19 protein-coding genes are annotated in these 21,963 nt (G+C 34.9%); 16 read left to right on the top strand and 3 right to left on the bottom strand.

From position 1 onward, the window contains the following. Positions 1-674: 674 nt before the first annotated feature. The gene (locus E0D87_RS01720) at positions 675-1,811 is read left to right on the top strand and encodes an albumin-binding GA domain-containing protein (protein WP_130819119.1); all 1,137 of its coding nucleotides are present in this window, start codon (positions 675-677) and stop codon (positions 1,809-1,811) included. An 824-nt stretch (positions 1,812-2,635) separates the two neighbouring features. On the opposite strand, the gene E0D87_RS01715 is transcribed toward E0D87_RS01720, so the two are convergent. From E0D87_RS01715 to E0D87_RS01705, 3 genes are read right to left on the bottom strand one after another with little or no spacing between them, the layout of a single operon-like run. Continuing rightward, positions 2,636-4,375 (bottom strand): phosphoenolpyruvate carboxykinase, encoded by a 1,740-nt coding sequence (locus tag E0D87_RS01715; RefSeq protein ID WP_130819118.1) that lies wholly within the window; start codon positions 4,373-4,375, stop codon positions 2,636-2,638. A gap of 44 nt (positions 4,376-4,419) precedes the next feature. Beyond that, the gene (locus tag E0D87_RS01710) at positions 4,420-4,740 is read right to left on the bottom strand and encodes a branched-chain amino acid transporter permease (RefSeq protein WP_130819117.1); all 321 of its coding nucleotides are present in this window, start codon (positions 4,738-4,740) and stop codon (positions 4,420-4,422) included. After that, positions 4,733-5,416 carry an AzlC family ABC transporter permease gene (locus E0D87_RS01705; protein WP_130819116.1) on the bottom strand — a complete coding sequence of 228 codons (684 nt, stop codon included), beginning with the start codon at positions 5,414-5,416 and terminating at the stop codon, positions 4,733-4,735. Before E0D87_RS01705 ends, E0D87_RS01710 begins: the two co-directional genes overlap by 8 nt. Before the next feature lie 138 nt (positions 5,417-5,554). Between E0D87_RS01705 and E0D87_RS01700 the strand changes: the two genes are divergently transcribed. The 15 genes from E0D87_RS01700 (at position 5,555) to E0D87_RS01630 (ending at position 21,937) form a co-directional block, all read left to right on the top strand. Next, positions 5,555-6,928, top strand: a complete 1,374-nt coding sequence (locus E0D87_RS01700) for an NAD(P)/FAD-dependent oxidoreductase (protein WP_130819115.1) — start codon at positions 5,555-5,557, stop codon at positions 6,926-6,928. 1 nt (position 6,929) lies between these two features. Beyond that, the gene (locus E0D87_RS01695) at positions 6,930-7,754 is read left to right on the top strand and encodes an alpha/beta hydrolase family protein (RefSeq protein ID WP_130819114.1); all 825 of its coding nucleotides are present in this window, start codon (positions 6,930-6,932) and stop codon (positions 7,752-7,754) included. A gap of 359 nt (positions 7,755-8,113) precedes the next feature. Then, positions 8,114-9,244: a THUMP domain-containing class I SAM-dependent RNA methyltransferase gene (locus E0D87_RS01690; protein ID WP_130819113.1), complete on the top strand. Its 1,131-nt coding sequence runs from the start codon at positions 8,114-8,116 to the stop codon at positions 9,242-9,244. 165 nt (positions 9,245-9,409) lie between these two features. After that, a complete protein-coding gene (locus E0D87_RS01685; RefSeq protein WP_242618427.1) occupies positions 9,410-10,660 on the top strand; it encodes a L,D-transpeptidase family protein in 1,251 nt (416 codons plus the stop codon). A gap of 8 nt (positions 10,661-10,668) precedes the next feature. Next, the gene (locus E0D87_RS01680) at positions 10,669-11,493 is read left to right on the top strand and encodes an energy-coupling factor transporter ATPase (protein ID WP_130819111.1); all 825 of its coding nucleotides are present in this window, start codon (positions 10,669-10,671) and stop codon (positions 11,491-11,493) included. Beyond that, positions 11,490-12,353, top strand: a complete 864-nt coding sequence (locus E0D87_RS01675; RefSeq protein ID WP_130819110.1) for an energy-coupling factor transporter ATPase — start codon at positions 11,490-11,492, stop codon at positions 12,351-12,353. The genes E0D87_RS01680 and E0D87_RS01675 overlap by 4 nt, the downstream gene beginning before the upstream one ends. Then, positions 12,340-13,134, top strand: coding sequence for an energy-coupling factor transporter transmembrane component T family protein (locus tag E0D87_RS01670; RefSeq protein WP_130819109.1), 795 nt, complete (start codon positions 12,340-12,342; stop codon positions 13,132-13,134). Before E0D87_RS01675 ends, E0D87_RS01670 begins: the two co-directional genes overlap by 14 nt. Further along, positions 13,131-13,871 (top strand): tRNA pseudouridine(38-40) synthase TruA, encoded by a 741-nt coding sequence (truA, locus tag E0D87_RS01665; RefSeq protein ID WP_130819108.1) that lies wholly within the window; start codon positions 13,131-13,133, stop codon positions 13,869-13,871. Before E0D87_RS01670 ends, truA begins: the two co-directional genes overlap by 4 nt. Beyond that, a complete protein-coding gene (locus tag E0D87_RS01660) occupies positions 13,868-14,260 on the top strand; it encodes a hypothetical protein (protein ID WP_130819107.1) in 393 nt (130 codons plus the stop codon). The genes truA and E0D87_RS01660 overlap by 4 nt, the downstream gene beginning before the upstream one ends. Further along, the gene (locus E0D87_RS01655) at positions 14,244-15,416 is read left to right on the top strand and encodes a DUF4097 family beta strand repeat-containing protein (RefSeq protein WP_130819106.1); all 1,173 of its coding nucleotides are present in this window, start codon (positions 14,244-14,246) and stop codon (positions 15,414-15,416) included. The genes E0D87_RS01660 and E0D87_RS01655 overlap by 17 nt, the downstream gene beginning before the upstream one ends. Before the next feature lie 76 nt (positions 15,417-15,492). Further along, positions 15,493-17,268, top strand: a complete 1,776-nt coding sequence (recQ, locus tag E0D87_RS01650) for a DNA helicase RecQ (RefSeq protein WP_130819105.1) — start codon at positions 15,493-15,495, stop codon at positions 17,266-17,268. A gap of 2 nt (positions 17,269-17,270) precedes the next feature. Beyond that, positions 17,271-17,921, top strand: a complete 651-nt coding sequence (locus tag E0D87_RS01645; protein WP_130819104.1) for a response regulator transcription factor — start codon at positions 17,271-17,273, stop codon at positions 17,919-17,921. After that, the gene (locus tag E0D87_RS01640; protein WP_130819103.1) at positions 17,922-18,782 is read left to right on the top strand and encodes a sensor histidine kinase; all 861 of its coding nucleotides are present in this window, start codon (positions 17,922-17,924) and stop codon (positions 18,780-18,782) included. It abuts the gene before it with no gap. A 46-nt stretch (positions 18,783-18,828) separates the two neighbouring features. Continuing rightward, positions 18,829-19,509, top strand: a complete 681-nt coding sequence (locus E0D87_RS01635) for an ABC transporter ATP-binding protein (protein ID WP_130819102.1) — start codon at positions 18,829-18,831, stop codon at positions 19,507-19,509. After that, the gene (locus E0D87_RS01630) at positions 19,502-21,937 is read left to right on the top strand and encodes an ABC transporter permease (protein WP_130819101.1); all 2,436 of its coding nucleotides are present in this window, start codon (positions 19,502-19,504) and stop codon (positions 21,935-21,937) included. The genes E0D87_RS01635 and E0D87_RS01630 overlap by 8 nt, the downstream gene beginning before the upstream one ends. Positions 21,938-21,963 lie beyond the last annotated feature (26 nt).

Genomic DNA, 21,963 nt, shown 5'->3' with positions numbered 1-21,963 from the left:
GGAAGGCTTTAGCCTGACGTGAGGATCTCCAGTAGATACTTTGGGTTAAACTTGACTGCGACATACAAACTCTAGATTCCTCGTCGCTCACTTAGTTCGCTCTGTCGGAATGACGGGATTTGAGGAATTATAATTTGTTAATATTGTCATCCTGAGGAGCGAAGCGACGTGAGAATCTCCAATAGGTACTTTGTGGTTCACCTAGACTGCGAGGTATTTATTCTAGACTTCCCGTCGACTACTAGGTTCGCTCCATCTAAAGACCAAAATTGGGTTTCGTATTTACTTAAACAATATAAGAAAAAATTACAAAATTCTTACAAAAAGTAAAATAAATTAATATTTTATAAAATAAATTATTATCCACTAAATATAATCTTCATATAAAACAAATATTAGCAAAAATATCAAGATTATTAAATAGCCTCCCAATCCATTGAAATCATAGGAAGTATTTGCTATAAAAATCAAAAATAAACTTCCTTTAAAATATGGAAAAAATTAATATTAAATTAACATAAAATAAAAGAATAGTATTTCAATACTACACACAAATTACTCATATATATTCTACACAATTGCCACAAAAAATTTGCTTTTGCCTGCTAATTAGTTTATAATACCTGTAGAAGTAATATTTCTACTAAATTTACGTAAACGAAAGGATATTAATTATGAAAAAGAGAAATGCATTAGCGCTAGCATTAGCAGCTGGACTTGTTCTAGGTGGAGTAAATACAGCACACGCTGAAGGCTGGACTGACTCATACGAAGATCAATGGGCAGAAGCATCAGCTGAACAAGATAAAAAAATAGAAGCAGAGAAAAAAGCAAAACTTGAAGAAGAACTTGCAAATGACTGGAAAGATCCTAATAAGTCAGATTGGGAAAGAGTAGCTGAAGAACTAGAAAAAGAAAAAGAAAATAAAGAAGAAGATAAAGATTTAGGCAGTGAATGGGAAGATCCTAATAAATCAGATTGGGAAAAAGTAGCTGATGAACTTGATAAAGAAAAATTAGAAACAGCTAAAAAAGAAGCTATCGAAGAACTTAAAAAAGCTGGAATCACAGGTGAAATCTTCTTCAAACAAATCAACAATGCTAAAACAGTTGAAGGTGTAAATGCACTTAAAGCTGAAATCTTAAAAGCTAACAAAGGTTCTGAAGAAAAACCTGAAGAAAAACCTGAAGAAAAACCAGAAGAACAAGGTCCAAAAGTAACAATTGACGAATGGTTACTAAAAGAAGCTAAAAAAGAAGCTATCGAAGAACTTAAAAAAGCTGGAATCACAGGACAAATTTACTTTGACCAAATCAACAAAGCTAAAACAGTTGAAGGTGTAGAAGCTCTTAAAGCTGAAATCTTAAAAGCTCACAAAGGTTCTGAAGAAAAACCAGGTGAAGATGACAAAAAACCTGGTGAAGATGACAAAAAACCTGGTAAAGATGACAAAAAACCTGGTAAAGATGACGAAAAACCAGGATATGCTACAAGAGAAGAAGCCGAAAAAGCAGCTAAAGAAGCTCTTAAAAACAACAAAACAAAAGACTCATATACAATATTCATAGATGCTGACGGAAGATACGGATACTACCTATGGAGCAAAGCTGACGAAGAAGAAGCTGAAAAAGCAGCTAAATTAGCTAAAGAAACTGAGAAAAAAGAAAAAGAAATGGCTAAAGAAGCTAACGCACCTAAAGCTAATCCAAACGCAGCTCCTAAAACAGGTGTAGCAGGAATGTCTGCAGTAGCTGGACTTGCAGCAGTATCAGTTGCAGGAATCATCGCTACAAGAAAAAAAGAAGACTAATAGATTAATATTGTAGTAAATATTACTTGGAAACTGACCCAAACTAGGGTCAGTTTTTCTGTGAGAAAAAATCACCCAAAACCCGTCATCCTGATGAGGGAGTGAAACTAGCCCGTTCGGCTCGTGGAGGACCCGACGTGAGGATCTCCAGTAGGTAGTACAGGTTCAGCTTTGACTGCGAAGTACGAACTGTAGATTCCTCGTCGCTCCTTACAGTCGCTCTGTCGGAATGACGGGATTGGGGAAGACGATTCGTTAATATTGTCATACTGAGGAGCTAACTAGCCCGTCCGGCTCGTGGAGGACCCGACGTGAGGATCTCTGGTTTATACTTCGGGTTCCACATGCCTGAAAGGTACAAACTGTAGATTCCTCGTCACTCGTTCCTCGCTCTGTCGGAATGACATTGCCCAAATCCGTCATCCTGAGGAGGGAATGAAATGACCGACGTGAGGATCTCTAGTAGGGTACTCTGGATTTTCCTAGACTGCGTAGTACAGACTGTAGATTCCTCGTCACTCACTACGTTCGCTCTGTCGGAATGACAAACTTAAGGGAATGATATTATTCAAAGAGTCATCCTTAATGGAACGGTAATATAAATTTTAAAATTACAATCCTCCAAACCCGTCATCCTGAGGAGCGAAGCGACGTGAGGATCTCCAGTAGGAACTTTGGGTTTTGCTGAAATGCGGAGTATAGACTGTAGATTTCTCATCGAAACCTTGTGGTTTCTCTGTCGAAATGACATTTCCTCAAACCCTTCATCCTTTTAAGCAAAAGAAATCCCCACTAGCTGGTATTACAAGTTAGTGGGGGTTATTTTATAATGATTTTATTATTTCAAATAGTTCTCTGGCTGATTTCTTTGGGCCTTCACTTTCCATATTGTCTATGGCAAGTTGGGTTCTGATTGTGCCTACTTTGATATTACTATCAAATAATTTGTCGAAGTAATTTTCTATTAAATCATCGCACATTTCTTGTTTTTGGAAGGGACCGAATGGGTTTGCGAAGTAGGATTTTACTAGGCCTTCTTCTGTGGTTGTTCCTTTTGCCATCCTAGCTCCAGCTTTGAACGTTTCTATGGCTTCTTTCTTATTATCAAATAGGCTTATAGATTTATCGTCTGGATTTAATCTGTCGTAGTTGTTGGCATATAGGAAGAAGTCAACCTTGTATCCTTCCATGATTTGCTTGTGATCTGCTACTGGCATTATTAGTCTTGCGTTAACCTTGTCTGGATTCATGAAGATTGATCTATCTATTTGCTTGAAGGCATAGCCACTGTCAAGGTCATCTAGTCTAACAAAGGCGCCGATTTCAGTTCCGTAGGCTGCGACTTCACCGTTTTTTATTCTAAATGATCCCATATCGTCAAATATTACTGTCATATCTCTGATGTATTCTTTGGCAAGAGATCTGAAGGCTTCTATTGATTCGCTTTTGCCTGCTCCGGAATCACCAAGGATTACTATGTTTGCTGTTTTTCCATTTTGTAGGACTACATTTACACCAGCTCCGTGGATTGGTAGGTAGCCTTTTTTCATAGATATGATGTTATTTAGGGTTAGACACATTTTCTTTAGGTAGCCGAAGTAGTCTTTCTTGTCGGCAAAGTTACAATAACCGATAAATAGGTCATTTTCCTTATCTTCATAGAATATATCTAGGTCCCTATCATCTTTTACACCAAAGATGTATAGCCCATCAGGTTTGGTATTTACAACTTCATCTTCGTCTGCTAGCTCAAATAGGTTTGATGCTGATATACCATGAGTGATGTAGTCTTGGTGGAAGTAGACATAAATCAAATTGTCTGCAATCTTTGCAGGATAGCAAAGATATTCGTCTGTGTTTATGTCGATGTTTGCTATTGGATTTTCTTCTACTTCCTTGAAGAATCCATCTCTCTTGTTGGATTTGGTGTAGGTAATGTAAGGAGTTTCTATCATTACCTTGGTTATATAAGGAATATCGTTTAGCCACCTGCAGTAGTCAGGATAATCAATGTTTGACTTTCTAACTATAATTGAGGAGTTGGCTCCAGCTGGTACTTGTCTAAAGACCTTTTGTACCTTACCTGTGATTGATATTTCAACTTTTCTGTATATTTCTAGAATCATATCCTTAAGTTTTATGTTAGATCCTAAAAAGTTTTCGACCTCGAGACCTTCCTTGCCAGCGACTTTTTCTATGACAGAGTATCTTTCTAGCTTTCTCCAATAGTCATACATATCCTCGACTATTCTAAGAAGAGCGTCACGCTCCTTGTCTAGGTCGTGGTATTTGTTGATTTTCTCGCTTATTTCATCGAGGCTCATTACTGTAAGGATCTTGGTTATATCTCTAATCTCTCCTGCGAGACTGTCGATGTTGCTTGATCTAAAGAACTTTTCTAGGTAGGAATAAATCCTTGTGTTATTTTCCTTGTGAAAGTTTACAAAAGACTTGAGAACTTCATAGAAGCCGTCACTTCTAAGAAGGTCGTCAGTATTGTTAAAAAAGGCCTTGGAAAAGTTTAGGATGGCCTTGTTGTTTGATATTGAAATTTCTTTGTTCATATTAACTCCTAACTATTCTTTTGTCTATATATTTTACCTTTTACTCATATAAATACTATTTGGATTAAAAACATATAAAGAATAGTTCCTACAGATATTGACAAAAATAGCTTGTTAAACTTTGCGTGTAGGATAATTACAACAAGGCTTGCAATAAGCTCTGCAAGACCAAAAGGATAGGTTGTTATATCTATGTTTCTTAGACCAAATACTACCAAAAGTGGCATGAGGGCAAAGGGTAAGTATCTACCAAAATATTTGATTAAATCAGGCAAGGTTCTTCTAGTAAAGAATATAAAGGGAACTGACCTTATTAAAAATGTAGTTAGGGCAGATGCTAACATTATAAAAATAATCCTACTCATTGTAATCTTCCACCTTTCCACGAAGTCCAACTAAGCTTGCTACAATTAAAAATAGGGCTGGGATCATAAACTTATCCCTACCAAAGAAAACAAGGGAAATAATAGATGCGACAAATCCTATTGCCATTGGTCTGTGGTTTCTAGTAGCCTTGTATTGCTCAACTAAAAGCACTAGGAACAAAGCTGTTAGGACAAAATCCATACCCAAAGTGTTAAAGGTAATTAGTCCTCCCAAAAGAGCACCGACGTATGATGCTGCTGCCCAGACAAGGTAATTAATGATACCAATTGCTAGGTAAAAATCGCTAGTCTTAACGTCTTCTGGTGGTTTGATTGATGTATCTAGGGCAAAGGTCTCATCTGATAGGGTTAGGATGAATAATAATTTGCTCCTAGAATGTTTAAATTCCTTTAACAAAGACAAACCATAAAACATCATCCTGATATTAACAGAAAGGGTCAGGATAATAATTGCAAGGATGGTTATATCTGATTTTAGTAAGGGCAATAGTACAAATTGCATACTGCCAGCATAGACAGTTAGTGAAATAATTGGGGCGAGAATTGGGTTGTAGCCTTCTTGACTTACCAAAATACCAAAGGTGACGCCCAATAGGACATAGCCCACGATAACTGGTATCGTATAAGGAAAGGCTTTCTTAAATGCGTTTTTCATAATATCTCCTCATATATTATATATATTTAACATAAATTACCTTAATTCTATCACAAGTTTGTTAAAAAATAAATAATAGTTTCATAACTGGCATTAAACTTGTATAATATAACAGGTTAATCATGTAAAGGAGTGTTTATGAAAAAGTATGATATCGTCGTTGTAGGCGCTGGAGCGGCAGGAGTATTTCTTGCCTATGAGCTAACTAAACTAAATACAAACAAGAAAGTTTTAATAATAGATGGTGGTAGAAAGGTAGCAAATAGAACTTGTCCTATCACTGAGGGAAAAGTCGACCACTGTATAGGTTGTAAGCCTTGCAATATCATGTATGGATTTGGCGGTGCAGGGACCCTATCAGATGGAAAATACAATATCACAACAAGCTTTGGTGGAGACCTTCATCAATACCTAGGTGAGAAAAAGGCAATGGATCTTATGGAATATGTAGATGATGTCTTGATGGATTTTGACGGAGGAGATGACCTAGAGCTTTACTCAACTGACAAAAACGATCTAAAGACAAAGTGTTTACGCTATGACCTTCATCTATTATCAGCTAAGGTTCGTCACTTTGGAACAGATAGAAACAAGGTAATCCTTCAAAGAATCTACAATTATGTCAAAGATACCATAGATTTTGAGTTTAACACAATGGTAGAAGAAGTGGACTTTGAAAATGATAAATACATAATAAAAACAAAAGATGAAACATACTCTGCAGATGATCTAGTCCTTGCAGCAGGCAGGTCAGGATCTAAGTGGATAGCAGATGTATGTGATAAGTTCGATGTAGGATCAAAGAGAAACAGGGTTGATATAGGAGTAAGGGTAGAAGTCCCAGCAGAAGTATTTAAGCATATCACAGATGATGTTTATGAAGCAAAGATAATGTATCAAACCAAACAATATAATGATGTTGTAAGGACATTTTGCATGAACCCATACGGTCATGTAGTAACAGAAAACACCAACGGGGTCTTAACTGTAAATGGCCACTCATTCACAGATCCTAAGCTTCAATCAGAAAATACCAACTTTGCCCTTCTAGTAACAAATAGATTTACAGAACCATTTGAAGATTCTAACGAATATGGCGAGTCTATAGCAAGACTATCAAACATGCTAGGCGGAGGAGTCTTGATGCAAAGATTTGGAGACTTAGTCAAGGGCCGTCGTTCATCAGAAAGAAGAATGGCAAAATCTTTCACTAACCCAACCTTAAATGCAACTGCAGGCGACCTATCATTAGTTATGCCTAAAAGACAATTAGATGACATAATTGAAATGATCTATCAGCTAGACAAAATCGCCCCAGGTATGGCAAATGATGATACCCTCCTATACGGGATCGAGGTCAAATTCTACAACTCAGTAGTTGATGTAGACGAAAGATTTGAAACAAGCCACAAGAGACTCTACTGCCTAGGAGATGGATCTGGAGTAACTCATTCCCTATCCCAAGCATCTGCATCTGGAGTTGAAATGGCAAGGATATTAAACGAGCTATAAGATGAAATACATTTACACAGAGATTAAAAAACAAGACGGCATAGTCCTTAGGGGAGTTATAAATACACCTGATGATTTTGACGAGAAAAATAAATATCCAACAGTAATAATCTATCACGGATTCGGTGGAGACAGAAACGGTTCAACCTTCTTTAGGGTGCAAAATGCAAGATACCTAACAGATAGAGGATTCGTAGTAGCGAGGTTTGACTTTTCTGGAACATGTGAATCTGACGGCGACTTTTATGATATGACTGTATCTAGGGAAGAGAAAGAAGTAGAAATAATTCATAATGCCGTTAGACTAAAGCCATTTGTAGACAGAGATAGACTCTACTGGGTAGGTCATTCCCTAGGAGGAGTCCTATCCTCACTTATGGGTTACAAATTAAAACCTAAAGCAATGTGTCTACTTGCCCCTGCAAGTGATATGAACAACCCTGACTATATCAAGGTCATGGCAAGGACAATGTTTGAAGGAGAAATCAGAAAGAAAAAGACAGAAATAGATGGCATCAAATCATTTGCAGAAATAATAGCAAGTGTAGAAGATGTAGATATCGGTGGAGCTAAGCTAAACAAGAGATTCTTACTAGATTTTATTAAAAAAGATATCTATGGGTCAGCCAAGAAATACCAAGGAAATGTCCTAATTCTAAGAGGAGACAGTGACGATTTGGTCTTTAAAGATAGCAACGAGAAACTAAGAGACACCTTCCCACATGCCCTATATGAGGAAATAGAAGGAGCAGACCATTCCTTCAAAAACGAAGACCATAGAATGTTAATCTTTGAAAAAATGTATAAGTTTTTTGAAGAAAATTAGAAAATATATATCGCTGATAATAACACTATATAAATCAAAAGACAGGAGAAAAAATCTCCTGTTTTGAGCGTAGACAAAATCCAAAAACGCTTAACCAACTATAGAAATTTAGAAATTCTAAATCTCATAATACTGTAAATCGCAAACTCGCCATTGCTCAAACAGTGCGATTTACGGACGCATTATTTCGATTTGAATTTCTTAAAATTTCTTCCGAATGGAACGCTTACTTTTGGATTTTGTTACTTTGCAGGCAGCCTTACAGGAGAAAAAATCTCCTGTTTTTTTATACAAATTATAAATAAATATATTTAAAAAAATATAGGTGAAAAATAGATTAAATACGTTATAATATAAGCATGGAAAAAATATTGATTACAACAAGTTTCGGCATGGAAGCTTTAGTTAAAAGACAGCTTATGGATATGGGCTATGAGAATCTCACCGTAAGTGATGGAATGATAGAGCTTTTGGCAAACTTAGAAGATGTTGCAAAATTAAATATAAATTTAAGGTGTGCCGATAGGGTTTATCTTAGGATAAAGGAGTTTAAAGCTCTTAGTTTTGAAGAGCTTTTTGAAAATATCAAGGCTATAACTTGGTCTGATTTTCTATCAGAAGAGTCAAATTTTATAGTAAATGCTAGAACATATAAGTCTAAGCTTTTCTCCCTAAGATCTATCCAATCTATCTCAGAGAAGGCAATCATAGATTCCCTAAGGAAAACTTATAAGAGGAAGATTTTCCCAAAATCAAATGAGAGAGTAAATATTGAAATAATGCTTGATAGAAATATGGCAAGTGTCAATATAGATACTTCTGGTGATGGTCTACATAAGAGAGGCTATAGGGAAGATTCTGTAAAGGCACCTCTTAGGGAAAACTTGGCAGCAGCCCTAGTTGATTTATCTTTTTACAATCCAGATAGGTTTTTAATAGATAGCTTCTGCGGGTCAGGTACAATCCTAATCGAGGCAGCAAGAAAGGCTAGAAATATTGCACCTGGTATTGACAGGGACTTTGATTTTAGACATTTTATTTTTATGGATAAGAGCTATTATGACAGGTCTAAAAAAGAAGCACTTGAAAGAATTGACTATGATAAGAAACTTCATATCCTAGGATCTGATATTTCGGGTAGAGCAATTAGCCTTGCCAAAAACAACGCCCTAAATGCAGGTGTAGAGGAAGATATAGCCTTTGTCAAAAGAGATGTATCATCCCTAGCCATAAGTCGTGATGATTATGGGATTTTGATATCAAATCCACCTTATGGTATGAGATTATCTGATACTAATTTGGATGAAATCTACAAAAAGATAGACGATAAGTTTATGAAACTTAGGACTTGGTCCTTGTATTTTGTAACAGCAGATGAGAAGTTTGATAGATTCTTTAAAAGAAAGCTATCAAAGAAGAGAAAGCTCTACAATGGTGGCGAGAAGGTAGACTATTACCAATATTTTGGCGATAGACCAAAGAGAGATTAGGAGGATATTATTACAGATAATAAGAAACAATCCAGAGCTTGGCTTTGGGTTTTATTAATAATAGCAGGTATTTATCTAGTAGGAAGTCTTGTATTTACGTTTATAACCCTACCAAATACCTATATCAATGGTAAGAATGTTTCTTTTGCTTCCAGGGAATCAGCCTTGGAGGAAGTTGGCGAGAGATTTGACCTAGAAGTTAGTGGTAGAGATGATAGAAAATTAAATCTAGATTCTGATCAAATTGATTATAATGCTACAATTCCAGCTAATGCGAGTATTGACCAAAATCCATTTGCTTGGCCACTTAATATGGTTGGGTTAAAGAAAGACCAACTTAAATTTGATTACAAAATTTCTTATGATGAAGAAAAACTAGACGAAATCCTAAAGGGAAGTCCGCTTTTTACAAATATTACAGAACCAGAAGATGCGGGAGTCGTCTTTAAGGGAGATAGCTTTGAGCTAAAAGATGCAGTAATGGGTAACAAGCTAGACTACACTAAGGTTAAGGACGATATTATTAGAGCTATATCTACAGATCATAAGGACATCAAACTTGAAGATGATTTCTATGAAAGTCCAACAGTCCTATCAGATTCACCAGAATTAAAGGCTCTTGAAGAAGATGCCAAGAAGATCGAAGCTATGAATATCAAGTTTAACTTCAATGGTTTTGATCTAAAACTAAAGGGTGAAGATCTTGTAAATATGATTTACCAAGAGGGCGAGAAGTTTCAAATAGACTATGACAAGCTAATGGAATTTATGGCAGGTATAGCAGATAAAACAGATACTTATGGTAAAGATAGGAAGTTTAATGCTACAGGTATAGGTGAGATCGTTGTAAATCCTGGTGTATATGGCTTTGTCCTAGACCAATCAGCGACAGGAGATGAAGTCTTAAAGCTATTTAACCAAAGAAAAAGCGGAGATGTCGAACCTGTTTATGAAAGATACGCTTACAATAGAGAAGAAGACGGCTCAGACTTAGGAAATACTTATATAGAAGTAGATATTTCTCGCCAATACATGTGGTTTTACAAGAATGGAGAGCTAATTGTAGAATCTCCTCTAGTGACTGGTATCAATCAAGGTGGATGGCAAACAAATGTAGGTGTTGGTTCAATCCTTTCTAAAAACACCAACACAACTCTAGAAGGAGTTGGATTTGTTGGAGACAGGTACAAGACCCCAGTTAGATTTTGGATGCCAATCGGTTGGGATGGCGAAGGCTTCCATGATGCAGATTGGAGATATTCATTTGGTGGTGACATTTACCAATACGACGGTAGCCACGGTTGCTTGAATCTCCCACCAAGTGTAGCAGAAATTGTCTTTAACAATGTTGAAGTTCACACACCAGTAGTAGTTTACGAATCATCAACTAACAACTCACCAGCGATGATTTATTAGGAAAAATAATGATTAAAATAGAAAATTTAACCTACATCTACCCTCAGTCAGAGGATGAGACGGAAGAAAAAAAGGCCCTAGACAATTTATCAATTGAGATTAAAAAGGGAGAATTTGTAGCAATCTTAGGTCACAATGGTTCTGGCAAATCAACCCTAGGCAAGCTCTTAAATGCTCAGATAATGCCAACTTCGGGAGATATTTGGGTAGATGATATAAATAGCAAAAATGAAGATAGTATTTGGGATATTAGGGAAAAATGTTCCATGGTATTTCAAAATCCAGATAATCAAATGGTTGCAACAACTGTCGAAGAAGAGGTAGCCTTTGGGCCAGAAAACTTAGCTGTGCCAAATCCTGAACTAAGAGAAAGAGTAGATAATGCCATTGACCTTGTCGGAATGACAGATTTTAAAAAGAGAAATCCATCAAACCTTTCAGGTGGACAAAAGCAAAGAGTATCCATAGCAGGCGTTATAGCTATGCTATCTGATTATATAATCTTTGATGAACCAACTGCCATGCTTGACCCAAAGGGTAGAAAAGATGTAATTAACCTTGTAAAAGACTTAAATAAAAAGTACGGCAAGACTATAATATACATTACCCACTACATGGAAGAGGCAGTCCTTGCAGATAAGATAATTGTCTTAGATAAGGGAAGAAAGGCCTTAGAAGGATCTTCTAGGGAAGTATTTTCTCAGGTAAGTAAGATGAAAGAATTAGGTCTTGCTGTTCCTCAGGTAACAGAAGTTGCCTATGAGCTTAAAAACAAGGGGATTACGCTTGATAAGCTTCCACTAAATATCGAGGAGTTTTTAGAAACTATATGAAAATAGAACTAAACAATGTTGATTACATCTACAATGAGGGACTTCCTTCTGAGGTGTACGCCCTAAAGGATATAAATTTAAATATAAATTCCCACGAGGTAGTAGGTCTAATCGGTCAAACTGGATCTGGGAAGTCAACCCTAGTCCAACTTCTAAACGGCCTACTTATCCCAAGTAAGGGTGATTGTACTATAGATGGAATCAACTCAAAAGATAAAAAAAGAAGAAAAGAGGCGAGATTTAAGGTAGGGCTCGTCTTTCAATATCCAGAAAACCAACTTTTTGAAGAAAGCATAGAAAAAGATATAGCCTTTGGACCAAAAAACATGGGCTTATCAGATGAGGAAGTTTCCAAAAGAGTAAAAATGTCCATGGAGAAAGTTGGTCTCGACTATGAAACCTACAAGGATAAATCTCCATTCGAACTATCGGGTGGTCAACAAAGAAGGGTAGCTGTCGCAGGTATCCTTTCTATGAACCCTAGGGTTTTAGTTTTAGATGAGCTAACAGCAGGCCTTGATCCAATAGGTCGAGATGAAATATTTTCTGAGATAATGAATTTATATGAAAACGACCCTGAGCTATCTATAGTACTTGTAAGTCACTCCATGGAAGATGTGGCAGAATATGTGGATAGAGTTATTGTAATGAATAAGGGAGAAGTTTATTCGGATAAATCTACCTATGATACCTTCACCCAAGTAGACCTAGATTCGATAGGACTAGACATACCACAAATTACCAAGTTTATGAGAGCCTACAAGAAGAAAAATCCAGAAGTTCGTGATGATATCTACACAGTAGATGCTGCCATTGAAGAATTAAGTAGAGTTTTAGGGGGCGAAGATGGGAAACATTAGTATCGGACAATACCTTCCCTTTGATACCTTTATCCATAGGCTAGATCCTAGGGTAAAAATAGTGGGAGTATTTTTGTATATAATCACCATATTTTTTGTGGATTCATTTTTAGGATACCTTCCTTTTGTTATCCTACTCTTAGCCATGCTAATAGTTTCAAAGATTCCCCTAAAGGCAATCTTTAAATCCCTAAAGCCATTGATATTTATCATAGTGATAACGGGTATAATTAACTTAGTTACAACAGGAGGAACAGCCCTTTGGACGATTGGTCCTGTAACTATAACAAAAGAAGGATTATATAGGACAGGATTTACAATACTTAGATTGATCCTTATAATTCTTGCAACATCAGTTCTAACTTATACGACTAGTCCCATGGAATTAACCTATGGTTTGGAGAAACTTTTCTCACCTCTAAAGAGATTTGGTTTTCCTGCAGGTGAGCTTGCTATGATGATTTCTATATCTCTTCGTTTTATCCCAACCTTATTTGACGAAGCACAAAAAATAAGGATGGCGCAAATGGCGAGGGGAGCTGACTTTGAATCAGGTAACATTATAAATAGGGCAGTGAGCATGATTCCTCTCTTAGTTCCCCTATTTATCAACTCCTTTAAAAGAAGTGACGATCTAGCAACAGCAATGGAAGCTAGGATGTATAGGATAGGCCACGATAGGACAAAGCTCAATGAAATAAGCATGGATAGGAAAGATTGGACAACTATAATCCTCTTTACTATCTTTTGTCTAGTAGTTATAGTAATGCACTTTGTATGATTAAAAATATTTTGCTAGAGACCTCATATGATGGGGCTCTTTTTTCAGGCTTTCAGTACCAGAAAGATCAAAGAAGTGTAGAAGAAGAATTAACTAAGGCCATCAGAAAGGTAACAGGAGAAGAAAATAGGATAGTTTCTTGTGGGAGAACTGACAGTGGAGTCCACGCCAAAAGTCACTTTGTAAATTTTCTAACGGCAAGTGATATAAATCCTATTGGATTTAAGTTTCAAATCCAACCCCATTTGCCAGATGATATATTAGCGATCTCATCTAGGGAAGTTGATTTAAACTTTCATGCGAGATTTTCTGCCAAATCCAAGCTATACAAGTATGTTATATGTAGGAGTAAGGATATGCATCCAATATATAGAAATTACAAGGAACATGTAACCTATAAGCTTGACTTAAAAAAGTTAGAAGAAGGACTAAAGCTTTTAGTTGGCACGCATGATTTTAAGTTGTTTATGATGGAAGATAAGAATCTTTCGATAAATACAGTAAGAACTATAGAAGAAGCCTATTTTATAGAAAACGGTACAGATCTTGAAATATATTTTAAGGGAGAATCCTTCCTCCACAACCAAGTAAGGATTATGGTTGGATCTCTCATAGAGCTTGCCCGTGGTAGAATTAGCCTAGATGATTACGAGAAGTTTTTTGATAAAGAAAATACCAAAAGAGCAAACCCAGCCTTGGGAGCAGAGGGACTTTACCTATGGAGGGTAGAATTTTGACAGAAAAATCAACGAATGAAATAAAATGTCTAACGATTTTAGCCTTTATGCTTAGTCTTGGAGTTTTTGTAAAAGAAAATAGGCTTGTCCCCTATTTGATTCTTTGCTTTATTTTGCTAGCTTTATGTTTTTTATACATAAAACGTAACAAACTAAAGCTAAGCAGCAATATTTTGGCTATAATAATTGCCATGTACAATGTAGGTTCTATCATTTATGTGATAGAATATATAAGAAAGAGCAAAGCTTTTACCTTAACTTCCTATCTTTTTAATCCCTTTGTGGAAAGTGGGAAAAGTATTTATTATATAGCTAGTATCCTAGTATTTACGACAATCATGATATTTATTTATATAGCAGGTGGAAGAAATTATGGAAAAGAAGAATAAAGATAAGAAAGTTAATAAGAAAAGTCTAAACAAGATTTTAAGAAATAAAAATGTTATAATTGGAGCATTGGTCATTGTAGTTGCCCTAATAGTGTATTTTGCAATTGGCAAGGGCGGAGCCATGTCAGGAAACCTCGCCACAACTAGTCAAATAGATGATAACTCATACAACCAATCAAAGATTATGAGAGTCGATTTAAATGATATCTCAAGTATAGACTTTGACCTTGGTACTTGCGATGTTAGGATACAAAGATCATCAACTAATCCTTATATAGAATACACAGTTTTATACAAGGGAGAAGACCATGTTTACGATATGGACGTTAGCTTTAGCGAAGGAGCAGTTAAGCTTAAAAGCAAGGTTATTGGTAAAGACCTCTACATGAAAGACAAGATGCCAATAGTAAGGATATTTTTGCCAAAAGATGCAACTGTTGAACAAATCAAGGGAAAGGTAACAGCAGGAGATATCAAAATATCTGACCTAAATGCCAAAAATATTGACCTTGCAGTTAAAAGCGGAAATATTTCCATAGAAAACGCCTTGCTAAGAGGGTCTATTTCAACTGATTCTGGATCTATTAACCTTAACAAATCAGAAATTAGCGAGACAAAACTTGCAACAATTAGCGGAAATATCAACATAGCTGAGTCAAAGCTTGCTGACAAGCTAGACTTTTCAACTCAAACAGGCGATATAATCGTAGCTAGTGAAAACAAGGTAGAAGATTACAATGTGACTGCCAAAATAAACCTTGGTAAATTTATTCTAGGAAATATTTCCTATAAGAATATCAAGGACGGCTACAAGAGCGAAAATAATGGCAAGTTCGATATATCTATGAGAACTAAGATTGGTGATATAATCTTTAACAAAGGCGAAGGAGCAGTCCTCGACAATGATGAGTATATTACAAATCAAACTGGCAAAGAAGATGAAGAAAAAGATTCTGAATCGGAAGATGAGAACACTAAAGAAGATCAAGATAAAACCACAGATGATAATGAGTTAGAATCTGATATCAAAGAAGATACAACAGATGAATCATCTGATGAAAATGACTATGATACTGATAGTGAAAGCGAAGAAAACCAAGATGAAACTTACGATGAAGATGTAAGTGATAGCGAAGAAGAATCAAGCGATTATTAGGCTTAGGTTAAAGTTAGATAGACGAGGAAAACTCGCCTACTAACTTTTCCTAGGCTTTTTTAGAATAGGAATTTAGATGACAGAAGATATTTTACTAGAAAAACTAAAAAAATATTTCGGCTACGACTCCTTTAGGCAGGGGCAAAGAGAGCTAATAGAAAATATTCTAGAAGGAAGAAATGTTCTGGGAGTACTCCCAACTGGCGGTGGCAAGTCTATCTGCTACCAATTACCTGCCCTAATGACAGATGGATTAAGTCTTGTGATATCACCTTTAATATCTCTAATGAAAGATCAGGTAGATAGTCTTAGGGAAAATGGAATAAATGCTGGCTTTATCAATTCTAGTCTTGATAGCGAAAAATATAGAAAAATATTATCTGATGTAAAAAAAGGACATATTAAAATCCTCTACATATCTCCAGAAAGACTAGAAAATGAGTTTTTTAGAAATTTTATAAAAGATATTGATATTTCCTTTGTTGCAGTTGATGAGGCCCATTGTATATCTCAGTGGGGGCATGATTTTAGACCGTCTTATAAGCTAATCCCTGACCTCTATCAGATAAAAGGCGATGTTCAGATACTTGCTTTTACTGCAACTGCCACCAAGGAAGTGAGAGAGGATATTATAAATAACCTTCAATTATCCAATCCCTTTATCAAGGTTACAGGTTTTGATAGGAAAAATTTGTATTTTAAGGTAGCTAAACCCAAAAATAAACTCACTTACCTTAATTCTTATCTAAAAGATCATAGAGATGATTCTGGCATAATATATGCATCTACTAGAAAAAAGGTCGATGATATTTATAAGAACCTCAAAAGCAGAGGCTATGCCATAGAAAAATACCACGCAGGTCTAAGTGAAGATGAGAGGAAGAAAGCTCAAGATAATTTTATCTACGACAGGGCAAAGATAATTGTAGCAACCAATGCCTTTGGTATGGGAATAGATAAGTCAAACGTAAGATTTGTAATCCACTACAACATGCCAAAAGATATGGAATCCTACTACCAAGAAGCAGGTAGAGCTGGACGAGATGGGGAAGATGCTACATGTATCCTTTTATATTCAGGTCAAGATATAATCATTAACAAGCATTTAATAAACCTAGGCACAAACTATTCATTCAAACAGTTTCAAATGGGAAAACTTCAAACAATAATAAATTATGTAAATACAACAAGGTGTCTTAGAGAATATATCCTAGCTTATTTTGGGCAAGATGCTGATAGTCATTGCGACAATTGTTCAAATTGCTTATCTGAAATTAAGAAAGTAGATAAAACCATAGATAGTCAAAAAATTTTATCCTGTATCTATAGACTAGAGCAAAGATACGGGATGACAACAGTTCTTGACTGCCTAAAGGGATCTAATAATAAAAATGCACGAGAGAAAAACTTAAAGGACATATCTACCTTTGGCATAATGAAAGAAAACTCTCCAGCCTACATCAAAGATTTGATTGGAGTGTTGGTAGCAGATGGCTACATCAAGGTAACAGGTGCTCCTTATCCAGTCTTAAAACTAACAGAAAAATCAAAAGAAGTTCTCCTTGATGGAAAGACTGTTCTAGTAAATATCAAGGAAGAAGAGAAAAAGCCAAGGGAAATAGAAAAGAACTTTGATACAGATCTCTTCAACCACCTAAAGGCTGTAAGACTTGATATGGCAAGGAAGAGAAATATCCCACCCTTTATAATATTTTCAGATGCAAGCCTTAAAGAAATGGCTCAGAAAAAACCAAAAACCGAAGAAGAAATGCTAGAAGTAAAGGGAGTAGGAGATAAAAAACTAATCCAATACGGAGACATATTTTTAGCAGAGATAAGGGAGTATGAATAATCATGAAACAAATTCTACTGGTAGAGGATAATTTAGATATAGCGAGGCAAATTAAAATTTATCTAGAGAAAAATAATTACCAAGTCGACCTTGCAAAAAACTACTACGAGGCTCTTTATAAGATGAATGTAGATATAGACGCAGCACTTTTGGATATTAATCTTCCTGACAAGGACGGGGGAGATCTTATAGAAAAGCTTAAAGATAAGGATATAAGAGTGATTGTTACAACTGTCAAAAGTGATGAGGATTTTATCATAAAAGCCTTAGATCATGGAGCTGATGATTATATAACCAAACCATTTTCCCTAGCAATTCTTAGGGCAAGGATAGATGCAGTCCTTAGGACTCTTCCTTTAAATGAAGATAAAACTATAAGCTATAAAGATATAAAAATAGATTTGGATAAAAAACTTCTGTACTACAAAGAAAAAGAGGTAGAAGTAAGTGCCCTTGAATATGAAATCATTCTTCTATTTATCAAAAATCCCCACAGGGTTTACACTAGAGGTCAGCTTTTAGAGATGTTTTGGGAAGATAGAGACAAGTTTGTAAGAGATAATACCCTCACATCAACCATCAAAAGAATCAGAGAAAAACTTGATAAAAGTATAATTACCACCGTTAGGGGAATAGGATATAGGATGGACTAGATGATATATGTACTTTGGATTATAAGTCTAATATTTTTATATTTTTTCTTAGAAAAAAGGAAAAAGGCAAGGATTGATGAGCTAATAGGTCTAATCGATAGAATGAAGGATAGTAACTATCAATTTCCTATGAAACAAGATGACTTTTCAATTCTTGAAGATAAAATCTACAAGCTTTTCATAGAAATAGTAGAGGCAAAAGAGACTACAAGGAAAGATAGTAAAAGGCAAATAGAATACCTAGAAGATATCGCCCACCAAATCAAAACTCCCATAACCTCCATGGTGTTTGCTGTAGAAAGTTTGGAGGGTGATTTTCCCAATAATGAAGATGTGATTATACTTAAAAAGCAAGTAACAAGGTTAAATTCCCTTTCCGATATTTTACTTAAACTTTCAAGCCTAGATGCCAATAAGGATATGATGAAAGAAGAGAAATTTAGCCTAGATGAACTGGTGGATTACGCTTTGGATATTTTGGACATAGATAAAAATATAGCTATTAAAACGGATGAATCTCTAAGTGAAAACATCATATGTGGAGATTTTAATTGGCTAGCAGAAGCTCTTATAAATATATTAAAAAATGCAGTAAATAGGCCTACTTGTGATAAAATTTATATCTCATCAAGTAAAAATCCCCTATACACAGGCCTAGTTATAAGAGATAACGGCGGTGGGATTGATAAACAAATAATCAAAAAGATATTCAAGCGCTTTTACAAATCGCCCGACTCAAAGGGTTTTGGCATAGGTCTTGCCATGGCAAAGACTATAGTTGAGAAGAACAATGGAGAAATCTCTGTAACAAATACCCACGACGGGGCAAGTTTTGAAATAAAATTTTATAATATCACCTAAAAATCACTTTACTTTTATATACTTACCTTAAGAAAGGCAGGAAAGTATGGAAATATTAAAAGTAGAAAATTTGAGAAAAGAATACGGCGAGGGAAATAGTAGGGTTGTCGCCCTTGACGGAGTTAACCTTACTATAAACAGGGGAGAGTTTGTTGCAATAGTTGGTCCAAGTGGATCTGGCAAGTCGACTTTGTTACATATAATTGGAGGTGTTGATAGTCCAGATGACGGCAAGGTCTATATAGATGGCAATGACATTTCAAAATATTCTTCTAAAGAACTAGCCTTATTTAGAAGAAGAAAGGTAGGATTAATCTATCAGTTTTATAATCTGATACCAAATCTAAGTGTAAGACACAATATAGAACTTCCGCTAAAGCTTGACAAGAGAAAGGTAAGTGAAAAAGACCTAGCTGATATAGTTAAAAAGCTCGGCATCGAAAGTAAGATGGACTCATTTCCTAGCGAGCTTTCTGGTGGCCAACAACAAAGAGTCGCCATAGCTAGAAGTTTGATTTACAATCCTTCCATTATCCTTGCAGATGAGCCAACAGGAAACCTTGACAGGCAAAACTCCAAGGAGATAATCGACATCTTCAAATACTTTAACAAAACCCTAAATCAAACTATTATCCTAATAACTCATGACGAAGACATCGCCCTAAGAGCAAATCGCATCATAACAGTTGTTGATGGGAAAATCGTAGGAGATGAGATAAATGAATAAGAAGAATTTTCCTATTTTTATCTCAGTATTTATTGTTTCCCTATTTTTCACAATAGTTTTTTATTTTGCTAAGGTAAATATAGATGCAGACTACATGGAAAAAAGAGCTACTAATTTTGCTGATGCCTACATAGATCAGCATATGAGTGAAGAAGATCTTGAAAAAATAAGAGAATTAGATGGTGTCAAAGAAGCTGGTCGATTAAACATGGATTTTTCAAGTGCAAAGCTTGATGATGATTTAATAGTAATGTATAAACAGGATGATCACATCAATAAGATGAGAGAATTTTCATTCATTGAGGAGGGTCGTTTTCCTGAAAATTCTAATGAGATAATCCTATCAAAATCTCTTGTTGAAAAGCACAAATTAAAAATAGGAGATGAAATCCCTATAAGTTTTGGTAAAAGATTCCTTGATAATAAAGAATTAGACCCTTCAAATTCAATAATAGAAAAAGAAACTTTTGATAAAACTGATCTTAAATCGTATAAATTGGTTGGAATTTATGAAGATGTCTACAATAAATATTCTGGTTTATCCTATGGACTAATCTATGATACTATAAAGGATCCTCAACCAGCGGTATTGAGATTTGATGATTTTGTGGATGTGCATTCAAATAAAAAAATATTTGAAGATGAAATTACAAAACGACTTGGCAGAAAAATAGAGATAAGATTTGATGAGAATATAGAAAAAGATTATAGGGTCAATGATACTTGGATAGATAAAATTATGCCTAAGGTTATGATGATATTTTGTCTTCTTTCTATGATTGTAATATTTATATTTTTTACAAGGAATATTTTCTGGGTTTGGGGACTTAGGAAAATCAAAGAATTATCTGTATATAAATCAATAGGATCAACCAATTTTCAAATATATAAGTTGCTATTTAAAGAAGCTAGCCTAATTTCAATCATCCCTGTGCTTTTGGGTCACTTGTCCGGATTTTTCTTGATTTATGGTTTATATAGTTATTCGCAAAAAAATCTAATAATATCAAAATTTGAATATGTTACTTTCAATCCCTTACTAACAGGACTCATATTATTAGTTTCATTTTTGGTAATTAGCTTATCAATAATAAGACCAGCTAGAAAGATTTCACAAATTAATATAATAGACGGCATAAGAGGAAATGTAGACTTATCCAGGTCAAAGAAAAAGAAAAATGATGATCTATGGAAAGAATTAAGAAATAATAATCTCTCTTCTATCAAAAGTCAGAGATATATTTCAGCCATTGGTATTTTAATAATATCTATGTTTATATTATCGATTTCTATAGGTAGGTATTTTAGGGACTATTATGATGGAGATAGCTCTTATAATATTTTCACTACTTACTATAGCTCAGATAAAAAGGTACCAGAAGTTCTAAGATCTATAGAAAAAGAGTTAGGAAGTCAAAAGTCATTTATATATAAGGATAAGTATATAGGTGTTAATAACAATCTTGACTTATCTGATCAAGCGAAAAAGTATAAATTAGATGAAAAAATCATGAAAATACTTAAAAAGAAATCGCAAGATTATTTGCAAGGAAATATTACTGCAATGGATATAGATGATTTGGAAAAGCTTGGTGGGAAAAAAGGAGAATTTATCTTATATAACAAGGTGCAAGCTGATCCATTAGAACCAATTGCAGATGCCAAGATGGTTAAATATTTCAAAGACCCTAAAAATATAGATATTTCTATGGGTGAATTCGAAAAGAAAATAAAGATATCAAAAGAAATATACGATACAGGTGAGTTTGAATTTAAGCCATATCCCTTTGTAGTAAATATTTTTACTGACTATGAAACTTATTTTGACTTGATTGACCAAGCTAATGATGAAAAGTATCTAAATTATCCATATACATTGAAGATGAAAATAGATGACAAAGACCTAACAAGTGCCAAAGAATTTATAGAAAATAAACTCAGAGAATCCTTAGGTATTAATGAAAAATATGATATATTTGTAGGCAAAGAAATAAAAGAGCGAGAAGCATCTTCTTTGAAGTATTTGCTATATATTTCATTAGCAGTTGGCTTAATTATATTTATACTAAATGTGACAAATGGCTATGCTTCTATAAATCTATCCCTAATTTCTAGGAAAAAAGAAATTGGTAGTCTATATTCATCAGGTATGGACGTAGGTGAGTTAAAAGAGAAATATGAAAAGGAATTTTTCTTGGAACAAGTAAAATCTTTTCTTTTGGTAAGCTTTATCAGTCTTGGTGTGATTATAATAATATCTATACTATCATCAAAGATTAGCTTATCTATAATCCTTAGGTATTATGATTACAAAATATTTTTAGGATTTTCTATTCTAGTTTATGCCATAAATATATTAATCTACCATTTTTCTTTAAAGAGAATCCTAGACAAGCCAACTATAGATTTGATTAAAACAATTGAATAAATTTAGGCAAAATAAAACTCGGCTTA

Source organism: Anaerococcus vaginimassiliensis (assembly GCF_900626155.1).
GTDB classification, from domain to species: domain Bacteria; phylum Bacillota; class Clostridia; order Tissierellales; family Peptoniphilaceae; genus Anaerococcus; species Anaerococcus vaginimassiliensis.
This window is presented reverse-complemented; position numbering and strand designations above follow the sequence as displayed.